This window comes from Monashia sp. HAY1-11D, from assembly GCF_056868035.1.
Genome location: NZ_CP200320.1, coordinates 2,218,165 through 2,240,457 on the forward strand (window position 1 = coordinate 2,218,165; position 22,293 = coordinate 2,240,457).

Here is a 22,293-nt window from a genome sequence, read left to right on the forward strand (position 1 = left end):
GCTCCATGAGTGACTCCGACGCCCAGCGTGGCGTGGTCTTTCCGGTCGACCCGGCAACCGGACGACGCAGCACGACCGCCGTCGGGCGGGCCGTCGTCGCCGACGCGCTGCGCGCGCACGACCCGGTCGGGGCCGCGTCGGCCGAGCGCGAGACGAGCTGGCGGCAGGGGTACCTGCCCCACTTCCGCCGGCTCGTCGAGGCGGGGCTCGTCTCCGACGCCGCCGCCCTCGGCATCGCCCGCGACGGGCTGGCATCGCTGCACACGCGGATGCGCTGGGCGGGAGCCGGCGGCGACCGGCCGCTGGCCGCGGCCTTCGAGCCGCCCGACGGCTTCGAGCCCGACGCCTCGGGGACGCTCGGCTCCGAGACGCTCCATGGTGAGGGAGAGCCGGAGCGCGTCCTGTCCCTGCCCTACGGCCGTGAGCGGCTGTCCGGGGACGCGCTGTTGCGCCGCCTCGACGCGTGGGTCGAGGCCGGGACGGTCGAGCCGTCCTGCGCCGAGGCCGTCGGCCGCGTCGTCGAGCACCCGGAGTGGCTCGACCTCGGCGACCACACCGTCGTCGTCCTCGGCGCCGCGGCGGAGATGGGGCCGCTGCGGTCCCTGCTGCGGTGGGGCGCGAACGTCGCGGCGGTCGACCTGCCACGGCCCGAGCTGTGGGACCGGCTCATCGGTGACACCCGGCGCCTGGCCGGTTCGATGACCGTGCCCGTGCGTGGCACCGACGGTCCCTTGGCAGCGCGTGCCGGTGGCGACCTCGTGCACGACCTCGCGGCGGTCACCCGGTGGGTCGCCGGCCTCGAGGCGCCGCACCGGCTCGTCCTCGGCAACTACGTCTACGCGGACGGCGCGACGAACGTCCGCGTCTCGACGGCCGTCGACGCCCTGACGAGGCGGCTCGTCGAGGAGCGTCGCCCGGACGACGTCGCACTCGCCTTCCTCGCCACGCCCACCGACGTCTTCGCGGTGCCGGGGGAGGCGGTCGAGCGCTCGGTGCGCAGCTACGCCCAGCGCCGCACCTCGAAGCTGCTCCGCGTGCCCCTGCGCACGGTGAGCGGAGGGAGGCTGCTGCGTCGCAACTACGTGCCGGGGCAGGACCCGGGCATCAACGACAGCGTCGTGCTCCAGCAGGGCCCGAACTACCTGTTGGCCAAGCGGCTCCAGCGCTGGCGCGCCGCGACCCACCGGGCCGACGGCGGCCTCGTCTCCTTCAAGGTCGCGCCGCCGACCCGCACCCGCTCGGTCGTCAAGAACCGGGCACTGGCAGCGGCCTACGCCGGGGCCCACCGGTTCGGCATCGAGGTCTTCGAGCCCGGCACGGCCAACACCCTCATGGCCGCACTCCTCGTCCACGACCTGCGCACCGGCGCGCCGAGCCGCGGGCACCCGTGGCAGGACGAGGCGTACGCGGCCGCCCACGGCGGGCTCTGGACGTCGGCGTACGACCCGCGCAGCGCCCTCGGCATCGCGGCCCTCCTCGGGCTCGCCTCGGCCCGCTGAGACCCGCTGAGACCCGCTGACACCCGCTGAGACCCGCTGAGACCCGCTGAGCCGGTCGGGGCCCGCGCGGTCCGAGGCGCCCACCGGTGGCGCGGTCCCGGTGTCGTGGACGGAGTTGGCGCCGCGCCCCGTGAGGCTCGATGCTGTGCACCATGGACGAGCAGGTGGCGCAGGAACGGCGCCGGACCGAGGACCGGTCCCCGGAGCGGGGGCTCGGCGGCACCCTGCGCGCGCCCCGGACCCTGGTGCCGGCGCTCCTCGCCGCGATCGCCTACGTCGACCCCGGCAACTTCGGCGTCAACATCACCTCGGGCGCCGAGCACGACTACGGCCTCGTGTGGGTCGTCGTCTTCGCCAGCTGCTCCGCGATGGTCATCCAGTACCTCGCCGCGAAGCTCGGCATGGTCACCGGCCGGAGCCTCGCCGAGCACAGTGCCGCGCGGTTCCCGGGGGTGGGTCGGGTCCTGCTCTGGGTCCAGGCCGAGCTCGTCGTCGTCATGACCGACCTCGCCGAGATCGTCGGTGGGGCCATCGCGCTGCGGCTGCTCTTCGGGATGCCGCTCATGGCGGGCGCCGCGTGCGTCACGCTCTTCAGCCTCGTCGTGCTCGCCCTGAAGGTCCGGGGCCGTAGCCAGTTCGACTCGGTGGTGCTCGTCCTGCTCATCGTCATCGTCGGCTCGCTCGTGTGGCAGGTGACGGTCGCCGACGTCGACAGCGCCGGCCTGCTCCGGGCGCTGGTGCCCGGATCGCTCGAGGGATCCGCGGCCCTGCTGGCCGTCGGCATCGTCGGGGCGACGGTCATGCCGCACGCCCTCCACTTCCACTCCGCGGCCTCGCGGGGGCACGACGACGGCACGCCGGTCGTGTCGCCGGCCGAGCGCCTCCGGGCCGGGCGTCGGACCGTCCGCAGCGTCGTCATCGCCATGACGGTGGCGGGGTTCGCCAACGTCAGCCTCGTCGTCTTCGCCGCTGCGCTGCCGACGTCGGCGGGGGCCAGCATCGAGTCGGCGTACGCGGCCCTCGGGTCGAGCGTCGGCGACATCGCCGCGACGATGCTCGCGGTGGCCCTGCTCGCCTCCGGCCTGGCCTCGACGCTCGTCGGCGTGCAGACCGGCGACGTCGTCATGCAGGGGTTCGGACGCCGCCCCATCGCGCCGCTGCTGCGGCGGCTCCTCGCCGTCGTGCCCGCCCTGCTCATCCTCGGCCTCGGCGTCGACCCCACCGACGCGCTGGTCTGGAGCCAGGTGGCCCTCTCGTTCGCGCTGCCGGGCACCCTCGTGCCGCTCCTGCTCTTCACGAGCGACCGACGCCTCATGGGCGTCCTCGTCAACCACCGCGTCACGACCGTCGTCGCCGGCCTCATCACCGCCGTCATCGTCGGCCTCTGCGGCTACCTCGTCCTCGCCGGGGGCGCCTGACCCCGCGCGGGGGCGCTCGCCCGAGCCGGCGCCGGCGTGCTCCGTGGCGCGCACCACCCGTCCCGGGAGGCGCACCACCGTGTGGGAGAGTGACCCCTGACCCGGCCGGACCGACGGAGGTGAGCATGGCGACCCGACTCGTGCCACCCGGCGTGCGCGAGCTGCCCGCCCTCACCGAGCTGCGTCTGGAGGTGCGGGCCTTCCTCGCCCAGCAGCTTCGGGCGGGGGCGTTCGTGCCGCACGTCGACACGTGGCTGACGCGCTGGGACCGCGCGTTCACCCGCGAGCTCGGACGCCGTGGCTGGCTGGGCATGGTCATCCCCACCGAGTACGGCGGGCAGGGCTGCACGTACCTCGAACGGTTCGTCGTCACCGAGGAGCTGCTCGTCGTCGGTGCGCCCGTCGCGGCGCACTGGATCGCCGAGCGGCAGATCGGGCCCTCGCTGCTGCGCTACGGCACCGAGGAGCAGAAGCGCGCGTTCCTGCCGCGGATCAGCAGCGGCGAGGTCGTCTTCGGCATCGGCATGAGCGAGCCCGACTCCGGGTCCGACCTCGCGAGCGTGCGCACCCGGGCCGAGCGGGTCGAGGGCGGCTGGCGCGTCACCGGCACGAAGGTGTGGACCTCGGGAGCCCACGAGGCGGACGCGTTCTTCGCGCTGTGCCGCACGTCGCCGCCCGACCCCGAGCACCGGCACGCCGGTCTGAGCCAGCTCATCGTCGACCTGCACGACCCGGCCGTCCACATCCGCCCGATCGTCTCCATGGGCGGCGACCACCACTTCAACGAGGTCCACCTCGACGGCGTACTCGTGCCCGACGACCGGGTCCTCGGAGCCGTGGGCGACGGCTGGCGGCAGGTCACCTCCGAGCTGGCCTACGAGCGCAGCGGGCCCGAGCGGGTCCTGTCCACCTTCCAGCTGCTCGCGGCTGCCGCCCAGGCCATGGACGACGGACGCCTCCCGGCCGACGCGGGCCTGGGCCGGCACGTCGCGCGCGTCGCCGGGCTGCACCACCTGTCCTTCTCCGTGTCGACGGCTCTCGAGGCCCACGAGCCGGCCGACGTCCCGGCCGCCCTCGTCAAGCTGCTCGGCACGACGACCGAGGGCGACATCGCCGACTTCGTCGACCTGCTCACCGCCACCGGCTGGGTCGAGGACGAGGAGCTCTACACGCTCCTGCACGCGGCGATCCTCCAGCGGCCCGGCTTCACGCTGCGCGGCGGCACGAACGAGATCCTGCGCGGCGTCGTCGCGCGCGGGCTGGGGTTGCGCTGATGGCCGACTCCCGCGCGGGCCGCGACCTCCCTGCGGGGTCCGGGCACCTGGCCGCACCGGCCACCGCCGACCCCGACCTCGTCGCGATGCTCACGGAGCTCTTCGACGACTACCGCGCGACGCGTCCGACCCCCGGCGCCACCGTGGACCTCGACCGCGACCTCTGGGCGCGCCTCGAGGACCTCGGTCTGACGCGTCTGACGGGCAGCGAGGCCTCGGGCGGCAGCGGCGCCGGCTGGCTCGAGGCCGCCGCCCTCCTCGGACTCTCCGCGGCCGCGGGCGCCCCGGTCCCGATCGCCGAGCACGACGTCCTCGGCGGGTGGCTGCTCGAGGCGGCGGGCCTCGGCAACGACGGCGGCCTCCGCACGGTGTGCCGTCCGGACCCCTCCGGCGTCGCCCTCAACGTGACGTGGGCCCGCGACGCGTCGCGCATCGTGGCGCTGTGGGAGGACCGCGACGAGTGGCGCGTGGCCGACGTGCCCCTCGACCGCGTCGGCCTGGAGGAGGGGCGCAACCTCGCAGGCGAGCCCAGCGACACCGTCGAGTTCGACCTGCTCGACCTCGAGGACGGCATCGTCGTGGCCCACGAGATCGGCGAGCAGTTCCACCACCGCGGGGCACTGGCGCGCTCGGCCCAGGTCGTCGGGGCGATGGAGCGGGTCCTCGAGGTCGTCCTCGCCCACGTGCGCGACCGCGTCCAGTTCGGCCGGCCGATCGGGCGATTCCAGGCCGTCCAGCACCTGGTTGCCGACATCGCCGCCGAGACCGCCCTCGCCCGGGCCGCCACCGACGCGGCCGTCGCCCGGGCGGCGGCCTCCGACTGGCAGGACCGCGGCATGCTGTTCGCCGTCGGCGTCGCCAAGTCGTGCGTCGGCCACGGCGCGTCGGTCGTCGTCCGCAACGCCCACCAGGTCCTCGGCGCCATCGGCACGACGCTCGAGCACGAGCTGCACACGCTGACGAAGCCGATCCTCGCCCGACGCAGCGAGTACGGCTCGGTGCACGAGTGGGACGAGACCCTCACGGTGCTCGCCACCTCGGCCGGTCACGAGCGGCTGTGGACCCTCGTGACGACCGGCCGGGCCAAGAGCCGCGACTACCGGACCACGTGAACTGTCTTGGTACCGAAGGAGATCCGCAGATGAACGAGGTCCGGTACGAGGTTGCCGACGGCGTCGCTCTCATCACCCTCGACGCGCCCGGGCGGCGCAACGCCCTCTCGGTCGAGATGTCGGTCGAGCTCGCCGACGCGGCCCGGGCGGCCGATGCCGACCCCGCGGTGGGCGCCGTCGTCGTGACCGGTGGCGAGCACTTCTGCGCCGGAGCGGTGCGCAGCGTCCTCGCCGACACCGGAGCCGACCCCGTCGAGGACGAGGCGTACCGCAACCTCGAGACCGTCTACGCGGCGTTCACGACCGTCGGCGCCATCGGCGTCCCCACCGTCGCCGCCGTCCGTGGCGCCGCGGTGGGGGCCGGGCTCAACCTCGCGCTCGCCACCGACCTTCGCATCGTGTCGCGCAGCGCGCGGCTCCTGCCCGGGTTCGCGCAGATCGGTATCCACCCGGGCGGGGGGCACTTCACGCTGCTCAACCGCGTCGCCGGCCGTGAGGCCGCGGCGGCCCTCGGCCTCTTCGGTGACGAGGTCGACGGCGACCGCGCCGTCGCGCTCGGCCTCGCCTGGGCGTCGCACGACGACGCCGACGTCGAGGAGCAGGCGCTCGCCCTGGCCCGACGCGTCGCCCGCGACCCCGCGCTGGCGCGCCGGATGGTCGCGAGCTTCCGCCGCGAGACCGCCCCGGGCGGGCTGCCGTGGGACGTCGCCGTCGAGCTCGAGCGCTCGCCGCAGATGTGGTCGCTGCGCCGACGCCACGGCCGCTGACCCGGCCGGCCGGCCGGCGGACGGCGTCGTTTCGGCCCACGGTCCGCTTGGTGGCACTATGGCGAGGGTGCCGTCGCCGACCGAGGAGGAGCTGTCCGTGCTCGCGTCCTACCGACCTCTCTTCGAGGTGCCGGGCGCTCGCACCTTCATCGCCGGGGGGATGGTGGCCCGCACCGCGGGCTCGATGTTCGGTGTGGCCGTCGTCGCCATGGTCGCCGCCCGGTCCCGCTCGTACGAGCTGGCCGGCGCCGTCGTCGCGGTCGGCATGGTGGCCCTCGCGCTCTTCGCGCCCTTCCTCGGTCGCCTCGTCGACCGGTACGGGCAGCGGCGCATCGCCATCCCGTTCTTCCTGTGGTCCGGTTTCTGGGCGGTCATGACCGTCGTCACGTCGTACAAGGGCTGGCCGTCCTGGCTGCTCTTCGTCACGTTCCCGCTCTGCGGCGCGATCCCCAACATGGGGACCATGGCGCGGGCGCGGTGGACGCACATCTTCGCCCACGACCCGCGGTCGCTGCACTCGGCGATGTCGTTCGAGCAGGTCATGGAGGAGCTGACGTTCGTCATCGGGCCGGTCGTAGCGATCTGGCTGGCCACGGCCTGGTTCCCGGAGGCCGGGTTCGTCGTCGCCACGGTGGCGTACGGCATCGGGGTCGCCGTCTTCATCTCGGCGCGATCGACCGAGCCACCCGTCGTGCCGCACCACGAGCGTCCCGAGGGGCACGCGCACCACAACCCGGGGCTCATCCCCCTCGCGTTCATCATGGTCATGACCGGGGCGATCTTCGGCGTCAACGAGGTCGTCACCCTCGCCGTCGCGGAGGACCACGGCGCCCAGGGCACGGCGGGCGCCATCCTCGCCCTCTACGCCGTCGGGTCGGGGCTGGCCGGGCTCGTCTTCGGGCACGTCTCGCACGGGCGCAACCTCGTCAAGCTGCTCGTGGCCGGCGCCCTCGGCATGGGCGTGCTCGAGGCCCCCTTGCTCTTCGCGCCGAACCTCTGGCTGCTCGCCGGCCTCATGGTCGTCGCCGGCATGGCCACCGCGCCGACGCTCATCACGACGATGAACCTCATCGAGCGGATCGTCCCCAAGGCCCAGCTCAACGAGGGCATGACGATCGTCCTCACGGGCCTCATCATCGGCATCGCCGCCGGGTCGGCGGTGTCCGGCGCCGTCGTCGACCGCGTCGGCTCCCAGCACGGCTACTGGGTGGCGGTCATCGCCGGCGGGTTCGCCTTCGTCATGGCCCTCGGCACCCGCGCCTTCCTCACCCGCCGCGAGCTGCACAACCTCCGCTGACCTCCTCGTCACCCACCGACGCGTCCGCCCGCCCTGTGCCCGCAACACACCGAGCAGCTGCCAACGCCCCCCAGGAATACCTGAAGGGCGTTGGCAGCTGCTCGGTGTGTTGCCGGCGAGGGGCGGGCTCTGGGGGTCAGTGGCCGGCTGCGGCCACCGGGGCCACCTCCGCGTCACCCTTCTGGCCGCCCGGCTGCCCCGGCTTGGGCCCGAGGTCGACGTGCGGCAGGAAGAACGTCGCGATGACGGCGAGCACCATGACGGCCGCCGCCGCGAGGAACACGACCGACATCGAGTCGGCGAACCCGACGAGGAACGGCCGGGCCAGGCGCGGGTCCAGGTGCTGGATGAACGAGCTGTCCTGCAGCGCGGCACCGCCCGCCCCGAAACCGGCACCGGACTGCTGGGCGGCGTGCAGCTGCTCGACGAACTGCTTGTTGACCGCAGGGTCGCCGCCGGTGGGGTTGCGCAGCGCCGCCTGGAACGTCGGCGTCGGCGCGATCCGCCCGAACGCCTCGCCGATCTTCGTGCCGGCCTGGGCGAAGAGGATGGACAGGAAGACGGCGGTGCCGAGCGTGCCACCGATCTGCCGGGTGAAGGTCGCGGACGACGTGGCCACCCCCATGTCGCGGCGGTCCACGGCGTTCTGGATCGCCAGGGTCAGCGGCTGGAAGTTGAAGCCGAGGCCCAGGCCGAAGAAGAACATCCCGACCATGACCATCCACAGTGCGGTGTCGGCCGTGACGTAGTGGAACCCGAGGAGCGCCAGGACGAGCAGGATGGCTCCGATGATGGGGAAGTGGCGGTAGCGGCCGGTGCGGGAGATGAGCTGGCCGGAGATCACCGAGCCGCTCATGATGCCGAGCGTCATCGGCAGCAGCATGAGCCCGGCTTGGGTCGGACTCGCGCCCTGGACGATCTGGAGGTAGAGCGGCAGGGAGGCGAGCCCACCGAACATGCCCATGCCGATGAAGACCGACGCGATCGAGCCGGCGCCCACGGTGCGGTTGCGGAAGAGGCGCAGCGGCAGCAGCGCCTCCTCGCCCATGGCCCGCTCGACGAGGAAGAACGCGACGAGCCCGACGACGCCGATGCCGTAGCAGAGGACGGACGTGCCCGAGCCCCAGCCCCACTCGCGGCCCTGCTCGGCGACGATGAGGAGCGGGACGAGCGCGACGGCGAGCGTCACCGCGCCCCAGTAGTCGATGCGGTGGTCGAGGCGGTGGTGTCGCAGGTGCAGGGTGCGGGTCACGACGATGAGCGCGGCGACAGCGATCGGCACGTTGACGAGGAAGACCCACCGCCACCCGGTGACGCCGAGGAGGGTGTCCTGACCGGCGAAGAAGCCGCCGATGACGGGGCCGAGCACGCTCGAGGTGCCGAACACGGCCAGGAAGTACCCCTGGTACTTGGCGCGCTCGCGCGGCGGCACGATGTCACCGATGATCGCCAGGGACAGCGAGAACAGGCCACCGGCGCCGATGCCCTGGACGGCGCGGAAGGCGGCCAGCGACGGGATCGACCACGCCAGCGTGCAGAGCATCGAGCCGATCGTGAAGATCGAGATGGCGAAGAGGAAGAACTTCTTGCGCCCGTAGATGTCGGACAGCTTGCCGTAGAGCGGCGTCGCGATCGTCGAGGTGATGAGGTACGCGGTGGTGACCCAGGCCTGGCCGGCGAGGTCCTTGAGGTCGTCGGCGATGACGCGCATGGCGCTCGCGACGATCGTCTGGTCGAGCGCGGCGAGGAACATCCCCATCATCAGGCCGACGAGGATCGTGACGATCTCGCGGTGCGCCAGCGGCGGGTGCTCGGTGGCCCGCACCGGGCTGTTCGCCGCTCCCGACGGACCCGTGGTGGTGTCGGACATGTCAGTCCTTCCTGTTGTGTCGGTCGGCCGGGCCGTCCGATGACGTGGTGGCGGCGAAGGGCATGGGCGGAACGGCCGCGCCCCGGGCACGCAGGTTGGTGTCGAGCGCGTCGGCGAGCTCGTGCAGGTCGGTGACGAAGGTGGCGACGCGGGCCCCGTCCCAGGCCTGCAGGAGTCCCTGGAACCAGGAGGACCTGCTCTCGAGGATGTGGTCCAGGACGGTGCGTCCCTCGTCGGTCATCGACACGACGAGCGCCCGACCGTCGTTCGGGTCGGCCGTCTTGGCCAGCAGGCCGGTCGTGACGAGCGCGCTCACCTGGCGGCTCACGGTCGACACGTCGTTGTGCAGCATCGTGGCGAGGTCGGAGATCCGAACGGGGTCGGAGGACCGGGCGACGACGAACAGCACGGGGTAGACGGACGCGTCGACGCCGTCGTGGATGCGCGGCGCGGTGTGCTTGGCCGCCACGAGCAGCTTCTGCACGCGGAGCAACGCCATGAAGACGGCGTTCGCGTCCTCCCTGTCGACGGTCACGACGGCCCCGAATTGCTTGTTTGCACCAAGCAAGTATTGGACCGCGCGTTCCCGCTGTCAAACGCGCCCCGGAGCGGCGGGCGAGGACGCGGGGTCACCGGGAGTGGCGGGGCGGGTGGCCGGTCGGGTGCCCGGCCGCGGTCCGCATGTGGTTGTCTGTGCATGCGCCTCGGGGGAGATGCCAAGATGTCTGCGCCGTCGCCGTGTTCGAAAGGGAGCACGGTGCGACGGATCCCGACCCCTCAGGAAGTGCCATGCCCGCCGACGACCTCGCCGACGTTCCCGTCGACCCACCGACTCCGGGCGCGTCCGCGAGCGACCTGCCCGTGCCCGATGCCTCCGTCACGGCCACGACGGCGCAGGACGCGACGATCCAGGACGCGTTCCACGGGCTCTCGGCACTCATCTACTCGGGGGCCGACGCCGGCTCGATCCACCACGCCCTCGTCCACGCGGCCGTGCGTCTGGTCGACGGCTGTGACCGGGCCTCGCTGCTCATGCGCTCGCACGACCGCTACCTGACGGCGGCCTCGACCGACGACATCGCCCGACGGATCGACCAGATCGAGCTCGAGCTCGGCGAGGGCCCGTGCGTCGACGCCATCCTCGACGAGGCCTACCAGCACGACCCCGACCTCACGAACGCGACGACGCCCTGGCCCCGCTTCACCGAGCGGATCGTCGCCGAGACGCCGGTGCGCTCGGCCATCGGGTACCGGCTGCTCCTCGAGGGCGACAAGGTCGGCGCGCTCAACCTCTTCTCCGACACCCCGGGCGGCCTGACCCGCGCGTCGGCGGACGTCGGTGCCGTCATCGCCTCGTTCGCGTCGGTGGCGCTCATGGCCATCCGGGCGCGGGAGGAGGCCGCGACCCTGCGTCAGGGCCTGCACAGCAACCGCGAGATCGGCAAGGCCGTCGGCCTGCTCATGGCGGCCCACCACATCAGCGGCGACGCCGCGTTCGAGCTGCTGCGCCGGACGTCCCAGGAGCTCAACATGAAGCTCGCGCACGTCGCGACGCAGGTCATCCAGGGCCAGGAGTCGCAGTTCCCGGTGCCTCCGAAGAGCTGACCCGCGACGGACCGGGCGCCGAGCGCCACGCACCGGTCGACGCGTCCGCACGAACCGGACGCGTCGACCGTGGTGGGCGACGGGCGGGACCGTTGGGTCGGCGCCCGCGCTCTGGGTGCCGAGGCAGGAGGGCGCGAACTCCACGCCCGGACGCCTCCGCCCCCCTGCTCTCAGGCGCTCGCGACGCCTTCGGCGTCGAGCTGGCGGCGCAGGGACTCCAGGATCCGGCGCAGCAGGCGGCTGACCTGCATGGCCGACAGGCCCATCGACTCGGCGATCTCGGCCTGGGTCATGTCGTCGACGAAGCGGCGCTCGATGATCTCCTGCTCGCGGGCGGGCAGCCGCAGGATGGCCGACCGGACGACGATCGAGTCGTCGAGGGCCGGGTCGTCGCCGAGGTCGCCGCGGGCGTCGAGGAGGTCGAGGACCGGCCGCCCGCCCTCGCTCGTCGTCACGTCGAGCGAGGCGGGCCGCAGGTTCGACGCCGCGACCTGGGCCTCCTTGACCGACTCGACGGGAATGGCGAGCTCCTCGGCGAGCTCGTCGGGGTCGGGGTCGTGGCCGAGGACCTGCTCGAGACGCGAGCGGGTGTCGGTGACGAGCTGGCGACGCTCCTGCAGCTCGCGCGGCGGCCGGACGAGCCAGCCGTAGTCGCGGAAGTAGCGACGCAGCTCGCCGGTGATGGTGGGCGTGGCGTAGGCACCGAACTCGGTGGTCTTGTCGAGGTCGAAGCGCTGCACCGCCTTGAGCAGGGCGAGGAACGCGACCTGCTCGAGGTCCTCGCGGTCCAGACCCTTGCCCGAGTAGCGGTGGGCGAGCGACCGGGCGAGGGGCATGTGCAGCCTCGTGACGGCCTCGAGCGCCTCGTTGCGCTCGGACTCGGAGTCCGAGGTGCGGAAGGTGGTGATCAGCTCTCGCGTACGTGCGTCCTTGCGCGGACCAACCGTGATGTCGGTCATGGCAATCCTCCATGGGAAGTCCCCGAAGCGGCGCTGGCTTGACCGGCTGCCTCGACGTTAAGCCCTTGTCCAACGTTTGGCAAGGGCGGGTCGGGTGGTCGGCTGCGGTCCGGCGGCGGACGGAGGGTCCCCTCGGGAGCTGGCATCGTGACGGATCATGCACTGCGAGAACGCAGCCCGACGTTCGAGCAACGGTCGGAGACCCCTCGGAGGACGTCCGGACGCTGCCCAGGTTCTGCGTCGCTTTCCCCGGGCGCCCACCCCGGCGCGAGGTCCCTGTCCAACGTTGGGCACGGGTCGAGCGTTTGCGACCCTGGCGGCCCCGGGGTGGGTCAGTGCGTCAGGACGAGCGCCTGGAGGACGCGGCGCGCGATGGCCTCGTCGCCGTGCACCGAGAAGCGCAGGTCGTCGACCTCACGGCGCCCGGCGGCGCGCCGGGTCAGGGCGTCGGTCGTCAGCTGGATCGACGTGACGTCGAGCTGCTCCTCCCCCTCGGCGCGGTGCTGGCCGCTGAAGAGCGCCTCGCCGAAGGGCCGCCCGTCCTCGCCCGTGCACACGCGGACCCCACCGCGGGCCTGCACCGGTCCGGTGACGTCGAGGACGACGGCGTGCCCCGGCTCGATGTCGGCCACCCGCGCCACTACGCGGGGCAGGGCGTCGAGGATCTCCTCGGTGAAGACGGCGGCGGCGGGGGAGTCGAGGTTGCCGGGGCGGTCGAGGGCGGCGCGGATGTCCTGCTCGTGGCACCACATGTCGACGATCCGCCGCCGCAGCTGCAGGCCGAACGTGGCCTCGGGGCCGAAGAACCCGCCGATGACGGTGTCGAGGTCGGCTCCGGAGGCGCGCAGCGCGGCCATCCGCCCGGGGTGGAACTCCGCCAGCTCGGCGACGACGTCACGCCCCGAGATGGCACGCCGGCTCTCGACGTCCTGCTCGACGACGCGGCCGAGGTCGTTGCGGATGTGCGGGTAGTCCGGCACGTCGACCCGCGAACGGCGCACGCCGGCGAAGGCTTTCTCGGCGCCCACGACGTGCGAGAACTGGTCCTTGACCGTCCAGCCGGGGCACTCGGTGTCGCGCTCGAAGTCCTCGTCGCGGCATGCGTACCCGAGATCGATGATCGACAGCACGGTCTGGTCGAACGCGTCGAGCAGGCCGTCGCGGTCGACAGGGGCGGCCGGGTGGATGGGCATGTCACCACACTACTTACCCTTGGAGCATGTCCGCCGTGCACCGAGAGCCGCCCGAGCCCGCCCCCGCGGACCGGCTCTCGCGCCCCGCGTGGGCCGTCGCCGGCGCGCTCGTCGTCGGCCTGCTGGCGTCCGTCCTCGCGGCCCGCTCGACCGGCGCCGCCGCGCCGCTGCCGGGGGGTCTCGTCGATGCCGGCGCCGGGGTCCGGTGGGCCCTTCCGCTCGTCCGCGTCGTCCACGACGCCGCCGCCGCGTTGACACTGGGTGCCCTGCTCCTCGGCGCGACGATGGTTCCCGGCCGCACCTCCGCGGCCAGCGCGGCGCCCGACGAGCCGCGTCGCGCCGACGCCCTGCGCATCGCCGTGCCCGCGGCCTTCGTCTGGGCCGCCGCCGGCGTCGCCGGAGTGGTCCTCGGCCTCGCCGATGCCGCCGGTGTGCCGCTGTCCGACCCGGCCTTCGGCGGCCTGCTGCCCGAGGTGTGGTCGATCGAGTCGCTGCGCGTCGGCGTCATCAGCGCCTGCTGCGCCTTCCTCGTCGCCTCGGTCGCGGCCGTCGCCCGTTCGCGCGCCGTGACACTGGCCCTCGCCGCCGTGTCCACGTTCGGGGTCCTCGTCCTCGGCCTGGCCGGTCACGCGGGCGGGTCGGCCGATCACGAGACCGCGGTCAACTCCATCGCCGCGCACCTGCTGAGCGCGGCCGTCTGGGTCGGTGGCCTCCTCGCGCTGCTCGTCCTCTGGCGCTCCCTCGGCGACGCCGTCGGCATCGTCGCCCGGCGGTACTCCACCGTCGCGCTGTGGTGCTTCGTGACGCTCGGGGTGTCCGGCGTCATGAACGCGTCGGTGCGCCTCGGCTCCCTGTCCGACATCGCGACCCCGTACGGCGTCCTCCTGGTCGTCAAGACCGTCGCGTTCGTCGTCCTCGGCGCCGCCGGGGCCTGGCACCGGCGCGTGACGCTCGACCGCCTCGACGCCGCCGTGGCGGGCGCGTCGGGGGGCTGCCGCGCGGGCGGCTCTTCGTGCGCCTGGCGGTGGGTGAGTCGCTCGTCATGGGCCTGGCGTTCGGCGTCGCCACGGCCCTGGCGCGCAGCCAGCCGCCGGTGCCCGAGACCGAGCCGAACCCCAGCATGGCCCTCGTCCTCACCGGGTTCCCGCCCCCGCCCGCGCCGACCGCGCTGTCGTGGGTCACGGCGTGGCGGGTCGAGTGGCTCTTCCTCGCCACCGCGCTGCTCGCCCTGGGGCTGTACGTGGCCGGCGTCGTGCGGCTGCGCCGTCGCGGTGACCGCTGGCCGGTGCTGCGCGTCGTGGCGTGGGTCGCCGGCTGGGCCCTGTTCGCCTACGCCACCAACGGCGTGCTCGGCATCTACGGCCGCGTCTCGTTCTCGTGGCACATGACGCTGCACATGATCGAGGCGATGGTCGTGCCGATCTTCCTCGTGCTCGGGGCCCCCGTGACCTTGGCGCTGCGCAGCCTGCGGCCGCGCCGCGACGGCACCCTCGGCCCGCGCGAGCTCGTCCTCGGCCTCGTGCACTCGCCGGTCCTCAAGGTCGTCGGCAACCCCGTCTTCGCGGCGGCCTTCTTCTTCTTCAGCCTCGTCGTCTTCTACTGGACCGGCCTGTTCGAGCTGGCCCTGACGACCCACACGGGGCACCTGCTCATGACCGCCCACTTCGTGCTCGCCGGGTACCTCTTCGCGTGGGTTCTCATCGGCGTCGACCCGGGGCCGAAGCGGTGGAGCCCCGCCCTGCGGCTCATCGTCCTCTTCGCGACGATCGCGGCGCACGCCTTCTTCGGTGTCGCCATGATCACCGGCACGACCCTGCTCGGCGCGGACTTCTTCACGACGATCCGCCTCCCGTGGGTGCCCGACCCGCTCGCGGACCAGCGCTTCGGCGGCGGCGTCGCCTGGGCCATCGGCGAGCTGCCCAGCCTCGTGCTCGCCCTCGTCGTTGCGGCCCAGTGGTTCCGGTCCGACAAGGCGGAGTCCACGCGTCGCGACCGACGGGCCGACCGGGACGGCGACGCCGAGCTGGCCGCGTACAACGAGCGGCTCGCCGAGCTGGCCCGCCGCGACGAGCACACGCCGCGCTGAGCGGGAGTCGAGGACACCCGTCCGGTCGGCTCGGACCGGCGGCGGCCCCCACGCGTCGCGTCCTGGGACACCGGTCTCTACTACGTCATGTAGTATGAGGTAGGAAGGAGTCGAGATGGCCCGAGTCCCCGTGCCACAGTGCCCGATTCGCCTCGGCGAGCCGTGCACGCTCTGCGTCCCCGGCGCCACCGGCCCGCAGGACTGCGGGCTCGTGTGGCTGGTGCAGGACGACCCCGAGCTGCGCGAGGACCTCGCCCGCCGCCGGTCCGGTCTCGCGGTGGCGCGCCGGGCCGAGCGGGTGCGCGCCCGGGACAGCGGAGGGGCCACGCCCCGGACCGACGTGTGAGAGTGGACCCATGAAGGTCGCCCTCATCCAGCTCGCCTACGGTGACGACGAGTCCGTCGCCGACCGCACCGCGCGCGTCGCGCGTCTCGTCCGCGAGCAGGAGGGCCACGACCTCGTCGTGCTGCCCGAGCTCTGGCCGGCCGGCGGTTTCGACTACCGGCACTGGGACGAGCGGGCCGAGCCGGTCGACGGCCCCGTCGCGACCGCCCTCGCGGACGCCGCCCGCGACGCCGGCGTGACCCTGCACGGCGGGTCGATCGTCGAACGCGGCCAGCCCCTCGCCGAGGGGGACCACGGGGTCTGGAACACCAGCCTCGTCTTCTCGCCGCAGGGCGAGCTCGCCGCGACGTACCGCAAGGTCCACCGGTTCGGCTTCGGTGACGGCGAGCCGCGGCTCATGGATGCCGGCGCCGACCTCGTCGTCGTCCCCGTCCCCGTCGCGGGCGGCGAGGAGGTGCCGGTCGGCCTGTCCACGTGCTACGACCTGCGCTTTCCCGAGCTCTACCGTCGCCTCGTCGGTGACGGTGCGCTCGCGTTCGTCGTGCCCGCCGCCTGGCCGATGCGACGCGTCGACCACTGGATGCTGCTCGGGCGGGCCCGCGCCGTCGAGGACCAGTGCGCCGTGCTCCAGTGCAACACCGCAGGGACCCATGCCGGTCACGAGATGGGGGGTCGCTCGCAGGCCGTCGACGCCACCGGCCGGGTCCTCGCCGAGGCCGGTGCGGGCGAGGAGGTCCTCAGCGTCGAGGTCGACATCGACGCCGTGCGGCAGTGGCGGGAGGACTTCCCGGTCCTCGCCGACCGCCGCCTCTGACCCGACGCGGCGCACGTGGGCGTGCACGTTGGCCGCAGGCAGCCGCGCTTGCTCCAGGAGTGGGCCGTGCAGCGCGCACTCCTGACGGAACACCGCACTCGTGGCCCGTTCCCGGACCGCCCGGGGAAGGCCGACCGGCCCGACGTATCGTCGCTGGGGTGAGCACCGTCCCCACCTCCTCCGCCTCTCCTCGAGCCCGCGTCAAGGTCCGCGCCCCGGAGTTCGTCGGTCGCGGCTGGCTCAACACCGGCGGGCGGAGCCTGTCCCTGGGCGACCTCCGCGGGCGGGTCGTCGTCCTCGACTTCTGGACCTTCTGCTGCGTCAACTGCCTCCACGTCCTCGACGAGCTGCGTCCGGTCGAGGAGCAGTACCCGGACGCCCTGACGATCGTCGGGGTCCACTCGCCGAAGTTCGAGCACGAGGCCGACCCGGACGCGCTCGCCGCCGCCGTCGAGCGGTACGCCGTGCACCACCCCGTCCTCGACGATCCCGAGCTGACGACATGGGACGCCTACACGGCGCGGGCCTGGCCGACGCTCGTCGTCATCGACCCGGAGGGCTTCGTCGTCGCCTCGATGTCGGGGGAGGGCCACGGCCCGGGGCTGGCGGCCCTCGTCGGTGAGCTCGTCGAGGAGCATCGCGCCAAGGGCACGCTCCAGCCCGGTGACGACCCGTACGTGGTCCCGCCGCCGCCCGACACCGCGCTGCGCTTCCCCGGCAAGGCGGTCGCGCTGGCGGACGGCTCCTTCGTCGTGTCCGACACCGCCGGCCACGCCGTCGTGCACCTCGAGCCGGACCTCGAGACCGAGCGGGCCCGCTGGGGTGGTCCCGGTGTGCTGGCCGAGCCGCAGGGTGTCCTGCTCGCCACTCCCGAGGTCCGCGACCGCCTCGGGGTCGACCTTCTTGTCGCCGACTCGGTAGGCCACGCGCTCAAGGGGATCCGCGTCGCGGACGGCGCGGTCGTCACCCTCGCCGGCACCGGCCACCAGCTGCGCGAGCGCACCGGCGGCGGCCCCGCCCTCGGGCAGGCACTGTCGACCCCGTGGGACCTCGCGTGGTTCGAGGGACGCGTCGTCATCGCGATGGCCGGCACGCACCAGCTGTGGGCGTGGACCCCCGGCGACACCGTGGAGGAGGGCACCGTCGAGGTGCTCGGCGGCACGTCGAACGAGGGTCTCGTCGACGGACCCGCGCCCGAGGCCTGGTTCGCCCAGCCCTCCGGCCTCGCCACGTCCGCCGACGGGGCGCGGCTCTGGGTCGCCGACTCCGAGACGTCGGCCCTGCGCTCGGTGGCGCGTGCCGCGGACGGGTCCCTTACCGTCGAGACGCACGTCGGAACGGGGCTGTTCGACTTCGGGCACCGCGACGGCGACGCCTCCGAGGCGCTGCTGCAGCACCCCCTGGGAGTCACCGAGCTGCCCGACGGCTCGGTCGCCGTCAGCGACACCTACAACGGCGCGGTCCGCCGCTTCGACCCGGCGACGCGTCAGGTGTCGACGCTCACCCAGGGCCTCGCCGAGCCGAGCGACGCCGTGGTCGAGGTCGACCCCGCCACCGGCGCGACGCGTCTGGTCGTCGTGGAGTCGGCGGCGCACCGGCTCGTCCGCGTGCCGCTTCCGGCGGAGGCGCAGCAGGTGCAGGGCCCGGCGCACCGCACGCAGCGCCCGCCGACCGCACTGCCCGCGGGCGAGGTGCACCTCGAGGTGAGCTTCGTGCCACCCACGGGGCAGAAGCTCGACCTCCGGTGGGGCGACCCGACGCGTCTGGACGTGTCCGCGACCCCGGACGCGCTCCTCGTCGACGGTGCCGGCCGGACGCCGGGACTGACCCGCACCCTCGTGCTCCGGGACGGCGTCGGGTCCGGCACGCTCCACGTGTCGGTCCAGGCCGCCGCATGTGACGGGGACCCCGACACCGGCGAGGTGCCCGAGCACGCTGCCTGCCACCTGTTCCAGCAGGACTGGGGCATTCCGGTGGTGTTCGATGCGAACGCACCTGCCAGACTGGACCTCGACCTTCGCGGGGTGTAGCCCATCTGTGGGGAGGGCCGGCGACCGACAGCTGGACTCCCTCGGTCCGGAGACACGTTCCACTGCGACGCGTGAGTCGCCCTACGAGACAAGGGGTTCCGTGCCCACATCGTCCTCAGGCGGGTTCTTCAGGTCGCTCATCGCGACTCTGCTCGGGCTGCTCGCCGTCGTGCTGCTGCCGGTCGCGCTCGTCGCCTTCTGGGCCTCCACGACGCTCACCGACACCGACGCCTTCGCCCGCGAGCTCGGGCCCGTCGTCACCCAGCCCAAGGTGCAGGAGACCCTCGCGGACACCCTGACGACGGGAGTGCTCGACGCCATCGAGCTGCAACCGGTGGCCGAGCGCGCTCTGGAGCCGGTCATCCGGAGCGAGGCGACGAGGATCGTCGCGAGCCGCACGGTCGAGCGAGCGTGGACGGCGTCGATCCGCCAGGCGCACCAGCGGTTCGTCGCGATCATGCAGGGCCGGGCCCACACTCCCGTCGATGCCGACGGCCGGGTCTCCCTCGTCCTGCAGGTGCCCCTGCCCGGCGTCACGTCGGCCCTCCAGCAGGCCGGTGCCGCCGACGTCGCGGCGGCGCTCAAGCCGACGATCCGCGTCCCCCTCGTCGAGGAGGCCCAGCTCGCGACGGCCCAGCGGCTCTACCGGCTGACATCGACCTGGGGGACGTGGGGTCCGCTCGCCGTCGCCGTCCTCGGGCTGCTCGCCATCGTCGTCGCGGTGCGGCACGCCCGTGCGGCAGCGTGGCTCGCGGTCGGCTGGGGTGTGGTGTCACTCCTCGGCATCCTGGCCGTCATGATGGCCCGCGGCCCGCTCATCGACCGCGTCGATCCGGCCGTCGCGCCCGCCGTGGCGCGCACGGTGGCCGACGCGGCCTACGGCCTGGCCGCCAGGGGCCTCTACGTCGAGCTCGGGGCGGCGCTCGGTGTCGCAGTGGTCCTGCTCCTCGTCGCGGCCATCGGTGGCCGCGTGGGTCAGGCCCGTCGCACCCGTCAGCAGTACTGAGGGCCGGGACCGGGCGCCAGCGGCGGCGGCGGGGCCGTGCGGAAACGCAGACCGTGGGGTATGGGGCCTGCGAGAGGCGTGCCAGCAGGGCGCGCTCCGACGAAGGAGTGCAGATGGGTATCGGACTCGGGATCTTCCTTCTCGTGGTCGGTGCGATCTTCTACTTCACCAACCTCGACTCCGACGTTCTCAACATGAGCAGCGGCACGGGAAACACGGTCGGCATCATCCTCATGGTCGCGGGCGCGCTCGCGATCATCCTCGGCCTCATCATGAACGCCCAGCGGACGCGCACCCAGCACACGGTCGTCACCGAGCGCCGGGGCGGCCCGGACGTCGTCGAGCACCGTGACACCGACGAGGTCGTCGAGCGCCGCGTCGAGCGTCGCGACGACGGCTACTGAGCCGGCGGCCGACTCCACAAGCCGACGCCAGACACCCCCAGGGACGACGACGCCGCCCCAGGGCTGACGCGCCCACGCGCCGGAAACCCCTCCGGCGCCCACACCCTCCGACCGGCGACCTGAGCACGTGAACCCATCCGCTCGGGTCGCCGGTCGTGCTGTCATGACGAGGTGACGACGACCTCCCCGCGGACCTCGCGCAGCCCGCGACCGCGCGCCCGGGACTCGCGCTCGCCCGGACCGACCGCCGCCGAGGTCGACGCAGCGACACCCTCGAACCGGGACCGTTGGGCCGACACGCTGCGTGCCGGTTCGCTCGTCGTCGTCATGCTCGGGCACTGGCTGATGGTCGACATCACGGCCGACGGCCACATCTCCAACGCGCTCGTCGCGGTGCCCGCGCTCCAGCCGCTCACCTGGGTGCTCCAGGTCATGCCGTTGTTCTTCCTCGTCGGCGGCGTGGCGCACGCCCACGCCCTCGAGTCGCTCGAGCGCCGATGGCCGGCGCCGCGGGGCCGATACGCCGCGTTCGTGCGGTCCCGCACGACGCGCCTGCTGCGTCCGACGGCTGCCTTCCTCGTGGTCTGGGTCGCGGGCGGCGTCGCGGCCCACCTGTCGGGCGTGACCTCCGGCCCCTCCGACCGGGCTCGGCTCGCGCGTGACGCGCTCGTCCTCGTGCCACAGCTGCTGTGGTTCGTCGGCATCTACCTCGGGGTCTGCGCCTTCGCGCCACTCCTGCGACGACTGCACCTGCGGTTCGGGGTCCGGGTCGTCGTCGCTCTCGTCGCGGCGGCCTGTTTCGTCGATGCCGTGCGGTTCGGCGGCGGCCCGGCGCTCGTGGGGAATCTCCAGTTCGCGCTCGTGTGGCTGGCCCTTCACCAGCTCGGGTTCCTCTGGCGTGATGGGCGGCTCACGCCGCGCGTCGCCGCCGTGATGGCCGTCGGCGGCTACGCGGCGATGGCCCTGCTCGTCGGGTTCGGGCCGTACCCGGTGTCGATGGTCGGGCTGCCGGGAGAGGCCGTCTCGAACATGGCCCCGCCGACGGTCGCCCTCCTCGCGCAGGGCATCGGCATCTGCGGCCTGGTCGCCGCGGTCCGCCCGCTCGCGGACCGAGCGCTGGCGCGGCCGGCTGTCTGGAAGGGCGTCGCCGTCGTCGGCCGGTTCGCCATGACCGCGTTCCTCTGGCACCTCACGGCGCTCATGGTCACGCTGCTCACGCTCCGTGCGGTCGGCATCAGGCAGCCGGCGGTCGCATCGGTGTCGTGGTGGCTGACGCGTCCCGTGCTGTTCGTCGTGCTCGCTGCCGTGACCGCCGCGCTCGTCGCCGCCTTCCTGCGGTTCGACCACGGTCCTCGGTCACCCGGTGGGAGCGACGCGGCTGCCGCGGAGGCACGTCGGTGGCCGGACATCCTCGCCGCGGTCGCGGCCTTCGTCGTGTTCCTCGGCATCCTCATGGTGTCGGTCGTCGGGGTCGACATCCTCGGCAACCGGCCCGTCTTCTTCCTCGTCGGGGACCTCGCGCCGGCCGTCGCGTTCGCCGTACTGCTCTGCGGCACAGGCCTCCTCGCGGCCACGATGCCCGCGAGCGGCGCCGGCCACCGGCGCGTGCCGCACCGTCGTTCGCGCCATGAGCACCCGAGTCCCGTCGAGGTACCCACGGCGCCCGTGTGACATCCGCCGCGGCACGAGCGATGGTGGCGACGACAGAGACGGTCCGTCTCCTCGTGAACCTGCGCCCAATGCGTGCAGGCCCGCCGCCCCAGGAGTGCGGGCATCCGCCACGGGTGCGTCGAGCAGTGCCCACTCGTGCGGCCGGCGCGCACGTCTGGGGGAGACGCGCGTTCCTCGGGCATCCGCCCGCGCTGACCGCAAGACGGCTGTTAACCGGTCGTACCCCTGAGACCGGTTGGCGTGCCGTGCCGCGACGCGTCAGACTGCCGTCGTGTTCAAGTACGTCGTCGACGACCGGGAGCTGCCGACGCAGGTCGCCGGCCACCCGGCGCTCGAGCTGTGCAACACGAGCGCCGGCTGGGACCTGCCGACCGGGCGCCGCGGGGAGTACCTCACCTCCTACGACGACCTCGCCGTGTGGGCCCGCGAGGTCGGGCTCGTCGACGAGGTGACGACGGTCCGTCTCCGGCGGGCCGCAGCGGCGCACCCGAGCCGGGCCAGGGCGATCCTTCGTGAGGTGCACCGGCTGCGCACCGACGTCCACGACCTCGTCCTCGGAGGGGCCGGCCCGGCTGCGCTGGGTCGCTTGGGCGGTCTCGCGGTTGAGGCACGCCAGTGCCAGGCCCTGGAGCGCACGGCGGCCGGGGTGCGCTGGGCGTTCACGCGCGACGCCGGGCTGCACGAGCCGCTCTACGCCGCAGCCCTGAGTGCGGCCGACCTCCTCACGGCGGACGGGTCCGTCGCCGTGTCGGCGTGCCCCGGCGAGGGGTGTGGCTGGCTCTTCCTCAACCCGACGGGCCGACGGCGCTGGTGCATCATGGCCGTCTGCGGAAACCGGGCCAAGGCACGCGCCTACGCCGAGCGGCACGCGTCGGCCCGCGCCGGCGCAGCGGACCGACGCTGAGGCACCCGGCCGCGGACGACACGAGCCCCCGCCGGTGA

The 22,293-nt window shown here is 73.5% G+C and carries 20 protein-coding genes; 16 read left to right on the forward strand and 4 right to left on the reverse strand.

Features of this window, described 5'->3' with window-relative positions; genetic code table 11:
• The first annotated feature begins 5 nt into the window (after positions 1-5).
• The 6 genes from AC1VM9_RS10245 (at position 6) to AC1VM9_RS10270 (ending at position 7,367) form a co-directional block, all read left to right on the forward strand.
• A complete protein-coding gene (locus AC1VM9_RS10245) occupies positions 6-1,499 on the forward strand; it encodes a hypothetical protein (protein ID WP_483122537.1) in 1,494 nt (497 codons plus the stop codon).
• Between the two features lie 152 nt (positions 1,500-1,651).
• Positions 1,652-2,917 carry an Nramp family divalent metal transporter gene (locus tag AC1VM9_RS10250; RefSeq protein WP_483122539.1) on the forward strand — a complete coding sequence of 422 codons (1,266 nt, stop codon included), beginning with the start codon at positions 1,652-1,654 and terminating at the stop codon, positions 2,915-2,917.
• A 125-nt stretch (positions 2,918-3,042) separates the two neighbouring features.
• Positions 3,043-4,191, forward strand: a complete 1,149-nt coding sequence (locus AC1VM9_RS10255) for an acyl-CoA dehydrogenase family protein (RefSeq protein WP_483122540.1) — start codon at positions 3,043-3,045, stop codon at positions 4,189-4,191.
• Positions 4,191-5,303, forward strand: a complete 1,113-nt coding sequence (locus AC1VM9_RS10260; RefSeq protein WP_483122542.1) for an acyl-CoA dehydrogenase family protein — start codon at positions 4,191-4,193, stop codon at positions 5,301-5,303. Before AC1VM9_RS10255 ends, AC1VM9_RS10260 begins: the two co-directional genes overlap by 1 nt.
• A gap of 29 nt (positions 5,304-5,332) precedes the next feature.
• Entirely contained in the window at positions 5,333-6,070 is a 738-nt protein-coding gene (locus AC1VM9_RS10265; protein ID WP_481347522.1) for an enoyl-CoA hydratase-related protein, read from the forward strand.
• A gap of 67 nt (positions 6,071-6,137) precedes the next feature.
• Positions 6,138-7,367, forward strand: a complete 1,230-nt coding sequence (locus AC1VM9_RS10270) for an MFS transporter (protein ID WP_481342889.1) — start codon at positions 6,138-6,140, stop codon at positions 7,365-7,367.
• 136 nt (positions 7,368-7,503) lie between these two features.
• Here the strand turns inward: AC1VM9_RS10270 and AC1VM9_RS10275 are convergent, their stop codons facing one another.
• On the reverse strand, positions 7,504-9,237 hold the full coding sequence (locus AC1VM9_RS10275; protein ID WP_483122543.1) for an MDR family MFS transporter: 1,734 nt from the start codon (positions 9,235-9,237) through the stop codon (positions 7,504-7,506).
• 1 nt (position 9,238) lies between these two features.
• Positions 9,239-9,772 (reverse strand): MarR family winged helix-turn-helix transcriptional regulator, encoded by a 534-nt coding sequence (locus tag AC1VM9_RS10280; protein ID WP_481340661.1) that lies wholly within the window; start codon positions 9,770-9,772, stop codon positions 9,239-9,241.
• Between the two features lie 254 nt (positions 9,773-10,026).
• Between AC1VM9_RS10280 and AC1VM9_RS10285 the strand changes: the two genes are divergently transcribed.
• Positions 10,027-10,842 carry an ANTAR domain-containing protein gene (locus AC1VM9_RS10285; RefSeq protein ID WP_481340660.1) on the forward strand — a complete coding sequence of 272 codons (816 nt, stop codon included), beginning with the start codon at positions 10,027-10,029 and terminating at the stop codon, positions 10,840-10,842.
• Positions 10,843-11,012: 170 nt separating this feature from the next.
• On the opposite strand, the gene AC1VM9_RS10290 is transcribed toward AC1VM9_RS10285, so the two are convergent.
• Complete coding sequence (locus tag AC1VM9_RS10290; protein WP_481340659.1) at positions 11,013-11,801, reverse strand: sigma-70 family RNA polymerase sigma factor; 789 nt, start codon at positions 11,799-11,801, stop codon at positions 11,013-11,015.
• Between the two features lie 332 nt (positions 11,802-12,133).
• Entirely contained in the window at positions 12,134-12,994 is an 861-nt protein-coding gene (locus AC1VM9_RS10295) for a maleylpyruvate isomerase family mycothiol-dependent enzyme (protein WP_481340658.1), read from the reverse strand.
• A 26-nt stretch (positions 12,995-13,020) separates the two neighbouring features.
• Here AC1VM9_RS10295 and AC1VM9_RS10300 point away from each other — a divergent pair, with 26 nt between their 5' ends.
• From AC1VM9_RS10300 to AC1VM9_RS10340, 9 genes are all read left to right on the forward strand, one after another.
• On the forward strand, positions 13,021-14,382 hold the full coding sequence (locus AC1VM9_RS10300) for a copper resistance D family protein (protein WP_483122545.1): 1,362 nt from the start codon (positions 13,021-13,023) through the stop codon (positions 14,380-14,382).
• Positions 14,280-15,080, forward strand: coding sequence for a cytochrome c oxidase assembly protein (locus tag AC1VM9_RS10305; RefSeq protein WP_483122546.1), 801 nt, complete (start codon positions 14,280-14,282; stop codon positions 15,078-15,080). Before AC1VM9_RS10300 ends, AC1VM9_RS10305 begins: the two co-directional genes overlap by 103 nt.
• A gap of 115 nt (positions 15,081-15,195) precedes the next feature.
• Entirely contained in the window at positions 15,196-15,426 is a 231-nt protein-coding gene (locus AC1VM9_RS10310; protein WP_483122548.1) for a DUF6767 domain-containing protein, read from the forward strand.
• A 10-nt stretch (positions 15,427-15,436) separates the two neighbouring features.
• Positions 15,437-16,240, forward strand: coding sequence for a carbon-nitrogen family hydrolase (locus AC1VM9_RS10315; protein ID WP_483122549.1), 804 nt, complete (start codon positions 15,437-15,439; stop codon positions 16,238-16,240).
• 158 nt (positions 16,241-16,398) lie between these two features.
• On the forward strand, positions 16,399-18,270 hold the full coding sequence (locus AC1VM9_RS10320; protein ID WP_483122550.1) for an NHL domain-containing thioredoxin family protein: 1,872 nt from the start codon (positions 16,399-16,401) through the stop codon (positions 18,268-18,270).
• Between the two features lie 100 nt (positions 18,271-18,370).
• The gene (locus AC1VM9_RS10325; RefSeq protein WP_483122552.1) at positions 18,371-19,276 is read left to right on the forward strand and encodes a hypothetical protein; all 906 of its coding nucleotides are present in this window, start codon (positions 18,371-18,373) and stop codon (positions 19,274-19,276) included.
• A 113-nt stretch (positions 19,277-19,389) separates the two neighbouring features.
• A complete protein-coding gene (locus AC1VM9_RS10330; RefSeq protein WP_481340652.1) occupies positions 19,390-19,680 on the forward strand; it encodes a DUF6458 family protein in 291 nt (96 codons plus the stop codon).
• A 171-nt stretch (positions 19,681-19,851) separates the two neighbouring features.
• Entirely contained in the window at positions 19,852-21,351 is a 1,500-nt protein-coding gene (locus AC1VM9_RS10335; RefSeq protein WP_483122553.1) for an acyltransferase family protein, read from the forward strand.
• 271 nt (positions 21,352-21,622) lie between these two features.
• Positions 21,623-22,255, forward strand: coding sequence for a CGNR zinc finger domain-containing protein (locus AC1VM9_RS10340; protein ID WP_483122555.1), 633 nt, complete (start codon positions 21,623-21,625; stop codon positions 22,253-22,255).
• The last annotated feature ends 38 nt before the right edge of the window (positions 22,256-22,293 follow it).